The sequence below is a fragment of the Aureibaculum koreense genome (assembly GCF_034296135.1).
In the GTDB taxonomy this organism is placed as follows: domain Bacteria; phylum Bacteroidota; class Bacteroidia; order Flavobacteriales; family Flavobacteriaceae; genus Aureibaculum.
The window spans coordinates 26786-44967 of sequence record NZ_JAXKVV010000019.1 but is presented as its reverse complement, the minus strand read 5'-3'; the positions used below and the strand labels follow the sequence as shown (position 1 = coordinate 44967).

General features: G+C 32.2%; 8 protein-coding genes. All 8 read right to left on the bottom strand.

Annotation, left to right across the window (positions count from 1 at the left end; genetic code table 11):
• Nucleotides 1-4: 4 nt before the first annotated feature.
• Nucleotides 5-2377 (bottom strand): glycoside hydrolase family 2 protein, encoded by a 2373-nt coding sequence (locus UMM65_RS13780; protein ID WP_321977316.1) that lies wholly within the window; start codon nucleotides 2375-2377, stop codon nucleotides 5-7.
• 160 nt (nucleotides 2378-2537) lie between these two features.
• On the bottom strand, nucleotides 2538-2834 hold the full coding sequence (locus UMM65_RS13775; protein WP_321977315.1) for a hypothetical protein: 297 nt from the start codon (nucleotides 2832-2834) through the stop codon (nucleotides 2538-2540).
• A gap of 113 nt (nucleotides 2835-2947) precedes the next feature.
• Nucleotides 2948-6334: a VCBS repeat-containing protein gene (locus UMM65_RS13770; protein ID WP_321977313.1), complete on the bottom strand. Its 3387-nt coding sequence runs from the start codon at nucleotides 6332-6334 to the stop codon at nucleotides 2948-2950.
• Between the two features lie 118 nt (nucleotides 6335-6452).
• Nucleotides 6453-7922: a RagB/SusD family nutrient uptake outer membrane protein gene (locus UMM65_RS13765; protein WP_321977312.1), complete on the bottom strand. Its 1470-nt coding sequence runs from the start codon at nucleotides 7920-7922 to the stop codon at nucleotides 6453-6455.
• Nucleotides 7923-7933: 11 nt separating this feature from the next.
• Entirely contained in the window at nucleotides 7934-11041 is a 3108-nt protein-coding gene (locus tag UMM65_RS13760; RefSeq protein WP_321977311.1) for a SusC/RagA family TonB-linked outer membrane protein, read from the bottom strand.
• A 610-nt stretch (nucleotides 11042-11651) separates the two neighbouring features.
• Nucleotides 11652-15749 carry a hybrid sensor histidine kinase/response regulator transcription factor gene (locus tag UMM65_RS13755; protein WP_321977310.1) on the bottom strand — a complete coding sequence of 1366 codons (4098 nt, stop codon included), beginning with the start codon at nucleotides 15747-15749 and terminating at the stop codon, nucleotides 11652-11654.
• A 468-nt stretch (nucleotides 15750-16217) separates the two neighbouring features.
• Nucleotides 16218-16547, bottom strand: a complete 330-nt coding sequence (locus tag UMM65_RS13750; RefSeq protein WP_321977309.1) for a YegP family protein — start codon at nucleotides 16545-16547, stop codon at nucleotides 16218-16220.
• Nucleotides 16548-16958: 411 nt separating this feature from the next.
• Nucleotides 16959-18164 carry a site-specific integrase gene (locus UMM65_RS13745; protein WP_321977308.1) on the bottom strand — a complete coding sequence of 402 codons (1206 nt, stop codon included), beginning with the start codon at nucleotides 18162-18164 and terminating at the stop codon, nucleotides 16959-16961.
• Nucleotides 18165-18182: the final 18 nt, after the last annotated feature.

The following is an 18182-nucleotide window of genomic DNA, read 5'->3' as shown; positions in this document are numbered from 1 at the left end:
ATTGCTATTTAATTTCTACCTCTAAACTTTGGACTGTAAAGTTTTCAGATTTAGCAAAAACTTTTATTTTGCCTTTAGTTTTTCCAGCTTTTAAAAGTATAGTCGCTATACCTGCCTCTGCTATACTTGGATTACCTCCTATTAATTCGACGTCTCCCTCTACAGTAAATGTTATTTTATTTTTAGCGGTTGGCACATAATTTCTTTCAATGTCTAATATTTTAGCATAGATAAATACAACATCATTACAGTTAGTCTCTAGTGGTTTACCGGATTCATCTACAGTTAATTCAATTTTTGCAGGTTTTCCTGGTGTACTCACACTAGTTTCAGCTATCTGCTTTCCGTTTACAAAACCTTTTGCTATTAAAGTTCCCTTTTGATAAGGCACTTCTTCAAAAGTAAATGGAGGGTGTTTTAGATTACTGGAATTTCGGTCGTCATCCGGTTGCTTGCGTTCGATCACTTTGTCATTCAACCAAAGCTCTACTTCATCACAGTTACTGTAAATCTTGACATCGTTAAACTTAGGGTCGTTCCAATAGTTGGCTATAAATAGTACGGGACTTTCTTCATCCAACGCTTGCTGGCTACTATAAAAATAGTACACAAATTTGGGCAGTCGAAAAATATCCATGATACCAGAACTCTCCAAGTCCGGAGCATAGCCCCTATTGTAATCGTACATTAACCAATTGGCATCGCCCGCGGCCGAGTTGTAGAGGTTATCGTTATGAGACTCTTGGTAATTCAAGGCTTGTTGTGCTAATCTTTTCTGTCCATCTCCTCTTAATTGACGAGAGGTTCGCTCATTTTCTTTTAAATCACTAAAATCTCCTTGATTAAATCCTGCATTTTGTGCGTAATATTCCCAATCTCCATATTCAGCGATAAATAGAGGTCTGTTTTTATCATAATTTTTCCAGTAATATGGTGCTTCTGCGTGTTGACGTGCGGGTATAAATACATCGTAGGCATGGTCCAACCAACCGCAAGAATAGGCTTGGTCTCCAGGGTATTCTTCATGAACAATTGCATGGGCTTTTTCCATAAAGGCTTCGGTCATTTCAGATTCGTTTAAAGAGGCTTCCCATAAAATAACGGAGGGGTGATTCCTGTCCCTACGAACCATTTGACGTATGTCCTTATAACAATTTTCCTGAAAGGTTTCTTCTCCAAAAAATTGCCATCCAGGAATGGCATCCATTACTAAAACCCCTAACTCGTCGCAAGCATTCATAAAAGATTCTGCCTGTGGGTAGTGCGATAATCGTACAAAATTAAAACCTGCTTGTTTTATTTTATAGGCATCGCGGTACTGGGCATTGTCTGATAAGGCGTAACCTATATATGGGTATTCTTGATGGCGGTTGGTACCAATTAAGTTGTACTTTTCTCCGTTTAGATAAAAGCCTTTGTTATCGAATTTTATGGTACGGATTCCAAAAGATGTTTCTACTTCATCTACTAGATTTCCTCCTTTTAACAGCTCAATTTTTATCATATAAAGAGAAGGAGATTCAGGAGACCATAATTTAGGGTTCTTTATTATTATTTCTTCAGAAAAGCTTCCTGTTTCCATTATACCTACTCGTTTTGGTTGGCTTACGGCAGATGCTACCAGATTTTGTAAAGCATCATAAATAGAAATTTTTGTTTTTAACAATTCCCCTGTATCAGATTCATTCAAAATATCTGTTCGTATTTTAAGTAGGGATTCTTCTGTGTTTGCGTTTAGGATTTGTACAAAAACGCCTCCTCCTGCTACTATATCAGCTTGAATAGGGTTGGTAATATGGATTTTGTTTTTTATGATGAGATGTACATTTCGGTACAGGCCACTAAACCAGTTAAAGTCTAAATTTTCAATAGGTCTCCCAGGTGGGACTTGCGAGTTGTTTTCATTGTTTAATTTTACGACCACTGTGTTTTCTTTTTCAAAGAAAACTTTGTTAGTTAAGTTGACATAAAAGGGCAAATAACCGCCTTTGTGATGTGCTATTTTTTTTCCATTCAACCATACGTCTGCCACTTGCATAGCACCTTCAAAATACAGGGCTATGTGTTTTTCTTTATTTTCGGGAGCTATAGTAAAGTTTTTTCGGTACCAACAGGTTCCCAGCCATTGTTGCTCTTTAATTACCAAAGGTTCTATATGTGCTGTATGGGGAAGCGATACATTTTTCCATTTGGTATCGTTAATAGCATACGCATAAAGTTTTGCATCAACAACACCTTCTTGTTTTTTAAATTTCCAATTGTAATTAAAATTAGTAAGTATTCTTTTTTCGCTTTCTTGAGTTTTAGTTATACAGTTAAAAACCAGTAATCCCATGAGTAATAGTAATATTTGTTTGTTAATTGAATTGTTATACATAAAATTTGATGCCTTCTTTCATTGTGCCCTTTTTATTTTAAAACCACTTTTTCAAGCACAATCCCTAATTTTCGATTACGTTTATTTTCAGGAATTGCTTCCCCAAAAGAAATTTGAATGGATTCTATTTGATTGCTATCAAATGAATCCTTTTTACCTCCTATATTTTTCCAGTAGCAATGTATGCTGGATGTGGCCTAGGTAATAAGGCTACCTCGCTTTTTTTTAAGTTCAGCCATATTTCCGCCACTTGCATGGCAGCTTCAAAATATAAATCTACACACCTATTTTTGTGCTCTTGACCAACTTTAAAGATTTTCGAACACCAACAATCACCTTGACATGGCCCTTTTGTTATTTGAGGTTCGATATATAGAGTTTTGGAGAGGGATATATTTTCGTAACCAATGTCAGAGAATGAAAAATGTTCAGTGGGCGTTTCTTTCGTAAACTTCAAAACGTAGTTAAAGTTAAGTACAGTTCTACACTCTTTTTCGTTTCTACTTTCATTTGCTATAGGAGAATTGAAGGAACAGGAACTACTCGCGAGTTCTGAAATGATTTGGTTTTTCATTTTTGTACAAATATTAAGGTTGATGAGTTATTGGTTAATAGCTTTAAGGAGTCATTATTCCGAGCGATAAGTATTGCATTATATCCATTCTTCTTGCGACCGATTCTTATGATTTCGGCATTTCTTACATCACCTTTTATATAGAGCCCAGATTTTTGTGCTGGAATAGTTTTGAAACCGCCCTTTCCATCACCTTTCATATAATGTCCATAACTTGCGTCATTCCTTGGTGTTTCTACTTCTGAAGCATAGAGATTTCCTAACAATACCAAATCTTTATTGCCATCTTTATCAAAGTCTTCTACTAAAATTTTATTAATAGAAGATATTTGTACTTCATTTTCAAAAGGCGTGAATTGAAACTGTGTATTGTCATTATTTTTAAAAATACCACTTGCAAAATTGGTGGCTTCGTATTGTATAGATTTACTCAAAGCCTCTCCGTAAACGTCTTTTAATTCGGCTTTTCCGAAGGCATCGTAGGTTTTAAATTTTTCTTTGATAAAGGGCATTTGTTGGGAAGAACATTGTCTTCCTCTTAATGGAAATACTTTTTTATCTTCATGATATGCCAATACAATATCTTCTGAATTGTTTTTATCAAAATCATTCAAATACATATAGAAAGGAGCTTCTTTCGAGGCTTTGTATTTATAGTTTAAACCTAAATTACCTGCGATAAAATCGGTATCTCCGTCATTATCAATATCATCTGCCACAATACTATACCACCAACCTTTGTTGGATGCTATTCCTAATTGTGCTGTTTTTTTAACAAATCTGTTGTCTTCATTTTTAAAGAAATCTACCGTTCCCCATTCATTGGCTACTAGAAGGTCTAATATGGAATCTTTGTCATAATCTATCCACAAAGCATCTGTTACCATGGTATAATTAACCAAATCTGGAGCTATATTTTCCGTTTTATCCACAAACTTTATTTTCCCATTTTTACTTTGGTTTTCCAAAATGAAGCTTTTAGCATACTGCCCGTAGTGCATTGGTTTTACTCGGCTACCCACAAATAAATCTAAATCGCCATCGTTATCATAATCACCCACTGTTACTTTTAATCCACTTGTTGTAATTTTTGGAATTGTATTTAACGTTTTTACGAAATGCCCATTCCCTTTGTTTTCATAGAAACGGTCTTCGTAGTATTTTGAATTTGGAGTTGCTTCATTTCCACCGCTTACTACATATAAATCTTGGTCTCCATCGTTATCTGCATCAAAAAACAAAGCTCCTGTATCTTCGTGTTTTTTATCTTTTTCAAAAACTGTAGTTATAAATTTTTTAAATGCCCCGTTTGTAGTTTGCACATATAAAACTCCCTCTTGGTCTTTCGGGCCTCCAATGTAAAAATCATCCAAACCATCATTGTTTACATCGGCAACACTCAGTCCAGGCCCCATTTGAGACATTTTGTGCGGTATTAAAGATTCTGCAGCAAAATCGTTATAGATATTCTCTTGATGTTTAAATTTGATTCTCGAAATTTCTGTAATATCTTTAAACAAATAATTTTGTTCATTTAAGTTATGTTTAGTTAATTTTTCTGTTGGATTGTAAGAAATTTCTAGGGTTTGATTTGCTTTTATTTTGTATTGATACTGTAAACTACCATCGGGCCACCTTATAATAAGGGTATCAATTTTTTCATCTGTTCCTAATCCAAAATGTAAATTATCTGCCATTGCAGACTGAAATCCTCTGGAAAAATAGTTTTCTACTATTTGTGATACATTATTGGTTTTGATTTCTACCCTTGCCCCAATGGCATCTTTATTATGTTTTGTACCTTCTAATTTTATTTTTATGAAGTTATTAAACCCTTCTGAATTATTTCTATAAATAAGTGCTTCATCATCTGAATTGTTGACTACAATATCGATATCGCCATCATTATCAAAATCCGCATAGGCCGCCCCATTTGAACTTGTTGTAGGCTGTTTAAATTGAATGTCTTGAAAAGTTAGATCTTTATTATTCAACATAAAGACATTTTTTTGTTTTCTAGACGGTAGTTTATCAAACATATCCTTCATATAGGCTTCTTTATCCAGTTTTCCTTTTTTGATAGCTTCTTCTTGTTTCTTTTTTTTATAAATGGCAAAATCGTTATTTCTAAAATCTCTCTTAATACCATTGGAAATAAACAAATCTCGATAACCATCATTATTCATATCAATAAATAAAGGAGACCAACTCCAATCTGTACTGCTCACGCCTGCTAATTGGGCTATGTCAGAAAACAAAGGCGTTTTAGTTTCATAACTTACTCCATTATTTATTTGCAAAGCATTATACATATATTGATGGTGTAGCCCTAGCTCGACAATATTTTCAAACTTTTTGGTGTTCATGCCACTCATACTGGTTTTTTGAGAATAGTTGTCTTGTGCCATCATATCCAAAGACATAATATCTAAGAACCCATCGTTGTTGACATCTGCCATATCACTCCCCATAGAAAAATTAGAAATATGGCCAAAAGCTTGTAAAGACACTTCTTTAAAGGTTCCATCTTGATTGTTTAAATAAAGATGATCCTTTTCTGAATAGTCATGCGATATATATATGTCTGGCCAACCATCATTGTTAACATCTCCTATTGAACAACCCAAGGCAAACCCCAATCTATTATTAGTAATATTAGCTTCTAGAGTAGCTTCTTTAAAAATTCCATTGTCATTTTTATACAATTTCTCTCCAGTGTCTTTTGATTTCTGTGAAATCAAAAAAGGAATCTGTTTATCATTATAAACATCTAGTCCATGATTTATTAAAAAAAGATCCAAATCTCCATCTAAATCATAATCAAAAAAGTTGGCTTGACTGGATTGTGAAGAAATATCCAAACCGTATTCTTTTGCTTTTTCTTGAAAATGTGGGAGGCTTTTTTCGTCTATTCCAAGGTTAATTAGCAATTCATTCTTTCTATGCTCAGGATTTGAAATTCTTCCTGATTTAGAGATGTAAATATCCATTAAGCCATCATTGTTAATGTCCAAAACGGTTACTCCTGTTGGCCAACCAAAACCCCCTTTGGTATTCGATTTATTAGTTATATTTTGAAATTCCAAATCACCTTTATTAAGATACAGTTGATTTGCTCTTTTGTTACTTACAAAATAAATATCCTGAAGGCCATCATTATTAAAATCAGCCGTGGCAACTCCGGCTCCGTTGTAATAATACTCATAGAAAAAACCATTCATATATGTAGTCTCGTCCAATAAGTTATTAAATTTAATACCGGTATCATTTTCTGTTAGCACAGAAAACAATTGATGCATATCGTTATGTCTGGAAGATTTATTATCCAGATTACAAGAAACTAAACAGAAAAAAAAGAATATGTACAGAACGTATTTATTCATATTACATAATTACATTTAGAGAGTTAAAGTGATTACTTATGTAAAATTAGAGGGTTCATCCATTACTGTAATGAAAAAACCCTCTAATCTTAAATTATAAAATTTAGAAAAAAACTTATTAATAGGTATTTTGGTCTAATCCTTCAATTTGTAATACTTCAGTTGCTGGCTTAGGCAACCAACCATAATTTTGATTGATATGAGGATACTCATCACCCTTTACTTCTACCAACATCTCTTTTCGTACCAAATCGAACCATCGCTTATCCTCAAAAGCCAACTCCCAAGCTCTTTCTTCAATAACCGCTGTGTCAAAATCTGCGGGCCCAACTGATGGCCAATCTACAGAAGGATTTGCAGTATTAATAGGTAAATTATTAGCTCTTCTCCTTACTTGATTTAGAGCCTCTGCACCTAATGCACTACCTGTCGCTTCCGCATAAATTAACAACACCTCGGCAAAACGCATATGCACATAAGATGCTGTACCAGAATTAGCTGCACCAGCCAAATTAGTATCATCAAAACCAATTATACCAGCTCCACCATCTCTAAATTTAGCTACATAAGGTACTGAAACATCTGCTGGAAAAGAAGTGCCATCTGGCCAGCTTGTAGTAAAAGACACATCTTTTCTATAACTTACTGGAAATTTATTAAAAAAAGCTGCTTCACTATGCCAATTACCCCAACCCCCTTCTTTTGGGTGACGTGTTGAATGATGAAAATGACTTCCAAAATCTGTAGGCCATGCTCCTGGAACTCCTTTGAAAAAGAAAATATATTCTGAATTTGTCAAGTTATTAGCCTCCAACCATAAATCTTTAAAATCACCTTCTAAAGTATATATACCAGAATCTATTACCTCTTTTGCAGCTGCCGCTGCCAACGGTAAAGTAGAGGCATCTTTTAATGGCCAACCAGCCATTGTTAAATACACTTTTGCTAGTAAGGATTTTGCAGCCCACTTGGTAGGTTTAATTCTCTCAGGAAAACTTGCTGGCAAACCTGCTTCAGCATCTTTTAAATCTTGAACTATTACTGCATAAATATCTGCTATAGGAGACTGCCCTACTTTATCTGCATTGCTCACATTCTCAGTTGTAATAATAGGTACTTCTCCAAAGTATTGTGTTAGTTGGAAATAAGCGAAAGCTCTCCAAAATTTTGCTTGTCCTACCAATTCCCCTAATTTTTCTGCAGGGATTCCATCTGCATTATCTGCATTACTAATTAATGCATTCGCATTTCCTATCATAGCATAATGTATTCGCCAAGCACCTGCAACCAAACCACTATTTGGATCTGGGTTAAATCTTTCGTAAGGAGAAAAATCCGTCGCTGTACTTCCTACATCATCAGCCCCTCCGCCAAGAGTCGCCATCATTCCAAAATCAAATGTATAGCCAGACCAAGCTTGCCATGCGGGTGCTGTTATTCCAATCAAAGCAGCATCAAAATCAGCTTCTGTCTTGAAAAAACTCTCTGGAGCTAATGCTCCCTCTGGAATTTCATCTAAATCAACACAGGCACTAAGAATAATTAGTGAAAATGTTGTCAATAATGCGTATTTAAAACTTTTTTTCATCTTTTTATTTTTTAAAATTTAATATCTAAACCTAATGTATATATCTTTTGAGATGGAAATGAAGCTAAATCAATTCCCGCAAATCTATCTACACCTGTACTTGCTTCTGGGTCATATCCAGTATAATCTGTAAATGTAAATAAGTTAGTTCCTGTAAAATAAATTTTAGCAGAATCAATTCCTAGTTTAGAAGTAGCATCGTTAGAGAGGTTATAACCTAATGTAATATTCTTCACTCTAATATACGAAGCATCTTCAACCCATCTACTTGAATTACGAATTGGAAAAGCATTAAATCCTTCAAACGATGGCACATCTGTATTATCATTAGTTGCCGACCATCTATTAAGAATTCGAGTACTCGTTGCATCGGAATCATTTGATGTAGTTTCCACTCTTAAACGTGCCACATTAAAGTTCTCTTTTCCTTGCACCCCTTGAATAAATACATTTAAATCGAAATTCTTATAACTAAATGAATTCGTCCAACCAAATGAATAGTCTGCTTGAGCGTTACCTATATTTACAATATCTTTCGCATCAATTATATTATCTCCATTTTGATCTACAAATTTAGGTGCACCTGGGAAAAATGGAGTACCTCCAGATGAAAAAGTAGCAGCTTCAGTAGCTTCAGACGTTGACCAAACCCCTGCGTATTGATAACCTCTAAACAATCCTAATGGTTGTCCTTCTTCTAACCATATAGAATTATCAAATCCTGGTACACCAGCACCTCCAACTACAAGTTCTGTAACCTCTCCTAAATCGACAACTTTATTTCTGTTTTTTGTATATGTTACTCCTGTATTCCATCTAAAGTTATCACCTTGAACGGGAGTTGCTCCTATATAGATTTCAATACCTTTATTTTCAACTTTTCCAATATTTCTTAATATACTAGTTCGTGCAGATGTATTTGGTAGTCCTGCAACTTGTAACAGATCTTCTGTTTGTTTGTTGTAATATTCAACCGTTGTTTGAATTCTACCGTTTAAGAAATCGGCTTCTAACCCAATATTTGTTTGTGTTGTAGTCTCCCATTTTAAATCAGGGTTAGGAGCTCTAGAATCAATATTTACACCTGTTGATGTGTTAAGTCCATCTATAGGAAATGCAGCAAGACCTCCTGCATTTAATCTCGACAAAGAACCATAAGGACCAATTGCTTGATTTCCTACTTGACCCCAACTGGCTCTTAATTTCAAATTTGTTAACGTTTCGTTGTCCTTTAAAAAATTTTCATTGGACACATTCCAACCTAATCCAACAGACGGAAAAAATGCTCTTTTATTGTTTTTACCAAAAACAGATGAACCATCTGATCTTGCTGTTAAGGTTACTAAATATTTACTATCATAACCATAATTTACTCTTCCCACATAAGACAACAAGGTTCTTTTGCCTCTTGAAGAACTTGAAGGAAAAAATTCACTTGCCACTCCAACATTATTAAATGTCCCGGAATTCAACAAAGGTCCTTGTACTGAAATAGAAGAATTATTGAATTCTTCAAACTGCTGTTCAACCACTCCTGTTACTGTTAAATCATATTTTTCTGCAAATGTTTTTTGATAGGTCAATATGTTGGTATTTTGCAAAGTCATGGATCTTCCGTTCACAATTCCTGCAGTTTCTTCACCGTAATTTTGAGCTACTTTCGCATTATTAAATGAGTTACGTTCATAGTCATTTAATCTATAACCTCCCATTATATTTAGAGTCAAATCATCTGTAATCTTATAAATAATACTTGAATTTATAGATGTAGTATTATCAAAAAAATCACTAACTGGTTCAAGAGCTTGTCCAACTGGGTTAAGGTTAATTGTCGGGCCATAACCACCTCCTGGAAGCGTATAGTTTCCATCTGCATCATAAACAGATTTTACTGGTGCCCAAACTTGAGCGGAATAAATAGAGCTGCCTCCAAAACTGTTTTGAATTGTTGGGTTATCTATTTCTTTAGATAGGTATGCTTTAACATCAACGCTTAATTTCTCATTTACTTTAATATTTAAGTTTGGTCTAAGTGCATATCTATTGTAAGATGACCCTAATACAATTCCTTTTTGGTCAACAATTTCACCAGACACATAATATGACACATTTTCATTTGCCCCAGAAACACTTAATTGGTGGTTTTGTGAATAACCCGTTTTAAATATTTGGTCTTGCCAATCTGTACCTCCGTCTGCTTTAAACCCAGCTATTTCAGAAGCTGAAAAAACTTCAGATCCTCCTGTAGCTAATCTGTGTGCATTTACGGTTTCTGCATATTGTCCTGCATTCATCAAACTTAGCTTTTCAGCTACATTATGCACCTTTAAAAAACTGCTATACGCGACCGTAGGTTTACTAATATTTGTACCACCCTCTTTTGTAGTAATTAAGACCACACCATTAGCTCCTCTAGACCCATAAACAGCTGTAGCTGATGCATCTTTTAAGACTTCAATAGATTTAACATCATTTGGATTCACTTGATTCAATGCCCCTCCTACGAAACCATCAATAACAACTAAAGGATCGTTACCTCCATTTATTGAATTTGCCCCTCTAATTCGAATGGTAGTCTTTCCATTTGGAGCAGCATCATTATTTTGCACATCAACCCCAGCTATACGTCCTTGTAAAGCCTGATCTACACGAGCTACCGGCAACTCTTTAAGTGCTTTAGTAGAAATTGAAGCTACTGCTCCTGTGACATCGCTTCGTTTTTGTTTACCATAACCTACAACTACTACTTCATCAAGTGTGTTTGATTCTTCCAACTTTACAATAAGTGATTCCTTTCCATTAATACCAACCTCTTGTGCCGAAAAACCGACAAACGAAACGATAAGTATAGCATTCGGGTCACTAACCGTTAAAGAAAATTTACCATCAAAATCTGTTGTTGTGCCATTGGTAGTTCCTTTCTCGATGACATTAGCTCCGGGCAAAGGTTCTCCAGCACCATCGACAACAGTACCCGTTATTGTATGGTCTTGGTTATTTACTTTAGGTGAAATAGTATTCACCTCAGCATGTACGCTCAATACCGAAAAAAAGATAAATAAGGCGGTAACACCTTTTATTACATTTAATTTTCGAAAAATAAGGATTTTAAGTTTCATTATTCTCATTAGTTTCATATTTAATTATTTGTTAGTAAGTTTCTATACCATACTTATTCTTTTCTACTATTTTTTTTGGAAGCTCATTTCATATTTATTCTTATATTTTAGGGGTTAATAGTTTTTTTTATTCAACATTTTTAATGACTATATTTTAAATTTTAAGATGTCAATTAATTTTAGATATATTTATTTTATATTCTGACTCTTTAAAAGGGAATAAAAAATTAATTAAATTCCCTTTAAAAACTAACTCAAAATATTATATGACTCAAATTCAGTTCAAAATTTTTTTATACATTTTATGATGAATTTAGATATTGCAAGAAAGTAATTACTCTATGCTTTTTGGGGGTAAAAATTCGTTTTAGAAGGGGAATAAATTCGTTTTAGGAAATATCTAATTGCCTCCAATACCTGCCAGGAAATTAAGAATATAGAGTTATATGAGGTTAAAAGTATTCTAACAATGTTGACACAACTATAAATGAAGAAATAACTGATTTATTTCAACAATTCCTTGACACTGTAAATATTATTGAAATACTCTACTGTGCTATATATCTAAAAAGTTTCACTCTGTTATGGATTCTAATTAATGCCAGTTATTCTATTTCTTAATAAAATCTGAGGGATTTTTTCCGAAACGAATTTTAAAGAGTTTACTAAAGTATTTCCTATCTGAATAACCAACTTTGTAACAAGCATCGACCACAGAATAAGATTGTTCTTCAATTAGTTTTTTAGCTATTTTTAATTTATAATCTCGAACAAACTCCACTAGACTTAAACCCGTAAGAGCTTTTATTTTTTTATAAATTACAGAATGGCTCATTGCTAATTCAAAAGCCAAATAATTCGCATTTAATACATTTGAATCTATATTTTCATGAATGATATGAGTAAGTTTTTCTAAAAAATCCTGATCTCTTTGATTTATAGCAAGTCCATTGGGTAAAATAAGTCCATCAGCACTAAATCTTTTACGTAATGCTGCTCTATTTTTTAACAAATTTTTTATTCTAACTCTAAGTATAGCTTCACTAAATGGTTTTGTGATGTAATCATCTGCACCAGTATCAAAGCCTTGAATCTTGTGCGTAAACGACGCAAGTGCTGTCAAAAGTATTATCGGAATATGGCTAGTTTTAACATCCTTCTTAATTTTATGTGTGAATTCAATTCCATCCATAACTGGCATCATCACATCACTTATAATTAAGTCTGGCATTTCCTTTAAAACCAATTTTAAAGCTTCCTGCCCATTAGACGCCTCTAGTATTTTACATTTATCTGAAAACATTTCCACCAAATAGTTTCGTATATCATTATTGTCTTCAACAATTAAAAGCGTTTGATTTTTAATTTCAGAAATATCAGCTAAAGCTGCAATATCTTCTTTAGTACTATAGTCTTCAAAATAGTTTTTAATAAGTTCACTATCACTACTATCTTCAGTAATAATAGATTCGGAATTGAAATGTTCCTTTCCTTTTAATAGTTTTACAACAAAAGTACTTCCTTTTCCTTTTTTACTTTGAGCAATTATTTCACCATGATGCAACTTTACAATTTCTTGAGAAATAGAGAGACCTAATCCAAATCCAGATTCTTGAATACCCGTTGAATTGTCAATTTTATAAAATCGGTCAAACACTTTAATTAATTGATTTTTAGAAATCCCGACACCTGTATCAGTTATTGTTAAAAGCACATGATTTTCTTTTTCTGTTAGTGTCAATTTTATAGTTCCTCCTTCTTCCGTAAACTTAAAAGCATTTGATAATAAATTATATATCACTTTTTCCATTTGATTTTTATCAAACCATAAATGTGAAAAAGGCAATAGTGTTTCAAAACTATACTCTATGTTCTTTTCAATTCCCTTTTCTGTAAATGCCAAGTAAATTTCATTGGAAAACTTAACCCAATCATTTTGAGTAACTTTTAGTTTAATCTCATTATCCTCTATACTCCTAAAATCAAGCAATTCATTAACTAAATTTAGTAAATGATTGCTATTGTTCTCAATTATGTTAATTGGTTTTAACTCTCTATTATCTGAAACTGCTTTTGCATCAATGAGTCGCTTTACCGAACTCAAAATTAAAGTAACTGGTGTTCTAATTTCATGTGATATATTGGTAAAAAATCGCTGTTTAAAATTATAAAGTTCTGTGTCTTTTTCATGAGTGAGTCTTTGTAATTTTAAATTAGTTTTCAATCGCTCCCAAGCAAGAGTATATTTCCTAAAAAGATATAAAAGTACTATTGTTATGATTCCATATATTAGAAACGCCCACCATTCTAACCAAAATGGTTTTAAAATTTTAAGTTTCACCGAAGTATTTTCTTCTGTCCAATTGCTACCTAAAGTTTTACTCTTTACTTTAAAAGTATAATTACCTGAAGAAAGATTTGTATAGGTTACTGTTCTATCTTTACCTATATACCTCCATTCTTTATCGAAATTTTCTAATTTAATGGCATATTCACAATTTGTTGAAGATGGGAATTGCATAGCTGCAAATTCAAATGTAATAACATCTAAATCATGTTTTAAAGTAATATTTTCTGTAAAAAGAATATCTTTTTTTAAAATCTCGTTTTCTCCAATTGGGACTTCTTTATTAAAAAGTTTAAAGCTGGTGAGTTTTACATTTGGATTTATATTTTCAGTAAGTATTGTTTCTGGCTTAAACATTATTACGCCTTTAGAGCCTCCAAAATATAATAGTCCATTTTCATCTTTAAAAACTGCATTTATGTGATACTCTCCTGAAAGATTTGTGAAACTTTTAAAACTATCAGTATTATAATCATAATTAAAAATTCCTTTTTTAGTGCTAAACCAAATCAATCCATTATTATCTTCTATGATTGCTGTTATTGTTTGATAACGGATATTTTCATTTTTTTCAAAACGATTAATCTTCCCTGTTTTTTTATTATATAAATTAATACCTTCTCCAGAAGTTCCTACCCATAAGTTATTTTTGGAGTCTTTTAAAATACTATATACATAATCGCTACTAATTGAGTTTGAACTGCTCTCTGAATATCTATAGTGTTTAGATTGTTTTGTTCTAGTGTCAAACAAATTGATACCTCCTCCAAAAGTTGCTAACCACAAAGAATCTCCTTCTTTTTGTATAGATATTATATTATTATTACTAATTGAAAGTGAATCTTCTGGTTGATTTTGAAAACTTTTAAATGCTTTATTTTTGGTATTAAAGTAGTTTAGTCCCCCTCCCCAAGTAGCCACCCATAAATTCTCAATATCATCTTCAATAACATAACGAACATTATTATAACTCAGAGATTTTGTGTTTTCTGGTTCGTGAATGTATTGTAAAAAAGTCCCTGTTTTAGGATTAAAATTAATCAATCCATTTACAAATGTACCTATCCAAAACGTTTGATTACTCCCTTTTTTAATGTGTTGAATATAGTTGCCACCAATCGATTTTTTGTTATCCTTACCATACCGTTCGATAGTCGTTCCGTTATCTTCTATAATGCTAAGCCCTTCACCATCTAAACCTAATAAACATTGGGTTCTACTTTTATAAACTGATAAAACTGGTGAAGGTGCTTCTCCTTTTACAGTACCCGTTAAAAGCTCATACTCATTATTTTGATTTAAGACGTTTATTCCATTCCAAGCAGTACCTATCCAGATATTAGAATCTTCATCTTCCATAATGTGATAGATGGCATTACTTGAAATTGACGATTCTAATTGGGAATTGTATGTATAATTATAAACTTGGGGGTTTTGAGAATTTACATCTTCTAATTTAAAAAGACCATTTCCATCAGTGCCTATCCAAATTGAACCATTACTATCTTTTTTTATACATCGAACAATATTGGTAACTTCTTCCGATTTAAGCTCTTTTTTTAAGAACTGTAAACTATTTACATCAAAAACAAGTAAACCTTCTCCATTGGTGCCGATTAAGATTTTATCTTTATCTAGCCCCGCAACAACATGAATAAAATTTGAAGATATTGTCATTGTTGGTTTAATATGTTTAAAATCATGTGTTTCCGGGTTAAACCTATTTAACCCTCCTCCAAAAGTTCCAATCCAGAGAACACCATTTATATCTTCATAAATACTTCTAACATCATTATGACTAATTGATTTGGTGTTATTATCGTGTTTATAAGTAATAAATTCGTTATGTATTTCGTCATACAGCGACAAACCGTTTTGGGTGCCTATCCAAAGATTTCCTTTGGAATCTTCAAATATTGTATTTATTTCATTAGAAGCAATTGATTTAGAATTGTTAATACTAATTTCATAAGCTATAAAAGTGTCTTCAGAAGCATTGTATAAATTTAGCCCTCCTCCTAATGTTCCTACCCAGATTCGTGACTTACTATCTAAAAATAAGTCCGAAATATTATTAGCATTAAGTGAGCTATTTTGCTTATTGTAAACTTTTATTGTATACCCATCATAGCGGTTCAATCCATTACTGGTTCCAATCCAAACATACCCATTTTTCTCTTTTATAATGCTACCGACTCTACCATTCGATAAACCACTGTACTGATCTATTTTTTTAAAGGTAGGCTCTGATTGTGCAAAGCAAGTTGGATTTAAGAAGCACAACAAAAACACAAACCAAATGAAATATTTCTGATTAGTTTTTAACTTATTGTAAAAATTAAAATTCTTAATGCTTTTCAATTGTATTTCTTAAAAAATAATATTATCAAAAATAATATTAATTATTAGAAATTTATGAAATAAAATGAAATCATTCATTTAAAGAATATTTTTTACAGCCCTATAAGCCCTTTCAAAATTCAATCTTAAGTCATCATTAGAATATTTTATTTTCGGATAATTGTATTGGATCTTCTGTTTTTTACTAAATTCTATTATCACCTAAATTAAAAATATTTGTTCCTGATTCAACTGCTAATTAATGCCGTTAAAGCTTATATCTCAAAACCGTCTTCTACAATAAGGAAAAAGATTGGTGAACAGACAAATTTTATTTTGTTTTTACCGTTTAGGACGAAGAAAAATGTCAGCTTAACAGATTATATCTAGTTAAGTTAATGGAACTTATATAAAATTGGCTAGAATTTATTCTGAAAACAAGGCAAAAATTCTAGCCATGATTTTTATGAAAGAACGTTATGAATTCTATCAGGTCAAGTCATCAACACTTGCCTTAGGTGCATTTGTTTTTACGGAAGCAATTCCATTTTCCATAGCACTTGCTGAAGAGTACATTTCACTATTTCCAATAACTTGTCCGTTAGATGCTTTTAAATTAAAATAAGGACTTCCGCTTTTAGAAGTCAGACGTTCATAATTTTTATCATCCTGTGAATTATTTCTTACTGACTCAATCCCATTAGTACACCCAGATTTTGCTTTGTAGCCTTCACTAGCCAAAATGTTTTGTCCATTTCCTGCTTTAAGTCTAAATCTAAACTCACCACGCTTGTCATTGTAAATTTCAAATTTTGCCATTTTTTAGTATCTTTTAAATTAGCTATAAATTTAATAAATTTATTTATAACATTAAAAATGACAAAATTTATTAAAAAATATTGATGCTACTCATAGTTTCTTATCATAAGGTAGACAAAATTTAAAATAATGTTATAAAAAAACCCCGATAGCAGTCGGGGTTTAACATTTATTATGTGTGAATTAGAAGAGGGCAGCAACTCAAATGAACAAGGCATTATGTGTTGTACAAAATATCGCGATTTTGAAACCCGACAGTCCTTCTAACTGTAAATATAAGAAAAAATATTAGAACAAACCTTTCAATTATATTTGTACATCTATTCCGACAATACACTGTCATATTCCATTTTTACAATGAAGTGAGAATATTTATTTGAAAGCCTATTTCATAACAATAACACCTATGATTCAATCAATTTTTAAACAATCATTGTACTGGTCCAATACATTAGTTGGTAATGATTTTAAATAGATTTGTGTAGTTGATAGTCTTTCATGACCCAGCATTGCAGAAATGACTTGTAATGGAACTTCCTCTAGCATTGCTTGCGTTGCAAAACTATGCCTAGAAACATAGGAAGTTAAATTTTCCTCAATATTACACCTTCTAGCTATTTCCTTTAATCCCTTATTATAACGATGACGTTCCCACTCAGCATCTAAATATTGCAGCTCAGGTTTATCTCTTTTAATAATTGAGAAAACATATTCATTATCCGATTTATTTTTTAAATAGAAACTTAAAATTGTTTCCAGTTGTTCAGAAATTTTAATATCATATTGTTTAAATGTTTTCCTTCTTTGGTATTTTACCCTACCGTTTTTAATATTTTCAACCTTTAAGAAAGCAAGGTCGATAAATGATATTCCATATATAAAATATGAAGCCAAAAAATAATTTCTAAAGTGAAACAAGCTGGTGTTCTTATCAAGTATCAATTGTAATATCTTTCTTAAGGATTTTAAATCAATTGCTCTTTTTTTTGTTGGTGTAGTTCGTATTTTATAATTAATAAAAGGGTATCTTTCTCGGTCAACCAATCCGGCTTTAATGGCTTTATTATAAATAGCTCTTATTGTTCTCATATATGAAGCAAGACCATTTATAGCATTTCCTTTTGCTAAAAAATCACGTTCCAGTCTTAGAAGAAAATCATAATTAAGTTCATTTATTTTTAGATCGTTGTTTTTATTATATCTTTTAAGCGTTCCAAGCACACCAGAATAATTCCTTGCATTTCCATATCGCCGTGCAATTTTTAGATTCTCTACAAGACTATACCCAAATTCGAAAAAGGACTCATATTTGTTCTTTCGAACAATTTTATCTTTAATTTGTGTTATTGACAGAAAGTCTATTTCACCTCTATCAAATAGATTATTAATTATATCATTAGCTCTTACTTTTTCTTTGTCTAGTATATTATTAAGTTTATTAACTGACGTTACCCCTTTAAAAGATTTCTTTATTCTTCCATTTTTTATATCCCAATCGTTTTTAGGAATGGAATGACCTAAAGAAATTGAGGTTGTTTTTCTGAAATGACACAATCGTAAAATAATCGGATATGTATTATCTGATTTTTTTCTTCTTAAGTCAATCGCTAATTTCATACTGGTATTCATGATTAT

Excerpts from the sequence above, each read along its gene's own strand:
- UMM65_RS13780 (WP_321977316.1), bottom strand. The coding sequence starts at position 2,377 with ATGTATAACAATTCAATTAACAAACAAATATTACTATTACTCATGGGA.
- UMM65_RS13770 (WP_321977313.1), bottom strand. The coding sequence starts at position 6,334 with ATGAATAAATACGTTCTGTACATATTCTTTTTTTTCTGTTTAGTTTCT.
- UMM65_RS13765 (WP_321977312.1), bottom strand. The coding sequence starts at position 7,922 with ATGAAAAAAAGTTTTAAATACGCATTATTGACAACATTTTCACTAATT.
- UMM65_RS13760 (WP_321977311.1), bottom strand. The coding sequence starts at position 11,041 with ATGAAACTTAAAATCCTTATTTTTCGAAAATTAAATGTAATAAAAGGT.
- UMM65_RS13750 (WP_321977309.1), bottom strand. The coding sequence starts at position 16,547 with ATGGCAAAATTTGAAATTTACAATGACAAGCGTGGTGAGTTTAGATTT.
- UMM65_RS13745 (WP_321977308.1), bottom strand. The coding sequence starts at position 18,164 with ATGAAATTAGCGATTGACTTAAGAAGAAAAAAATCAGATAATACATAT.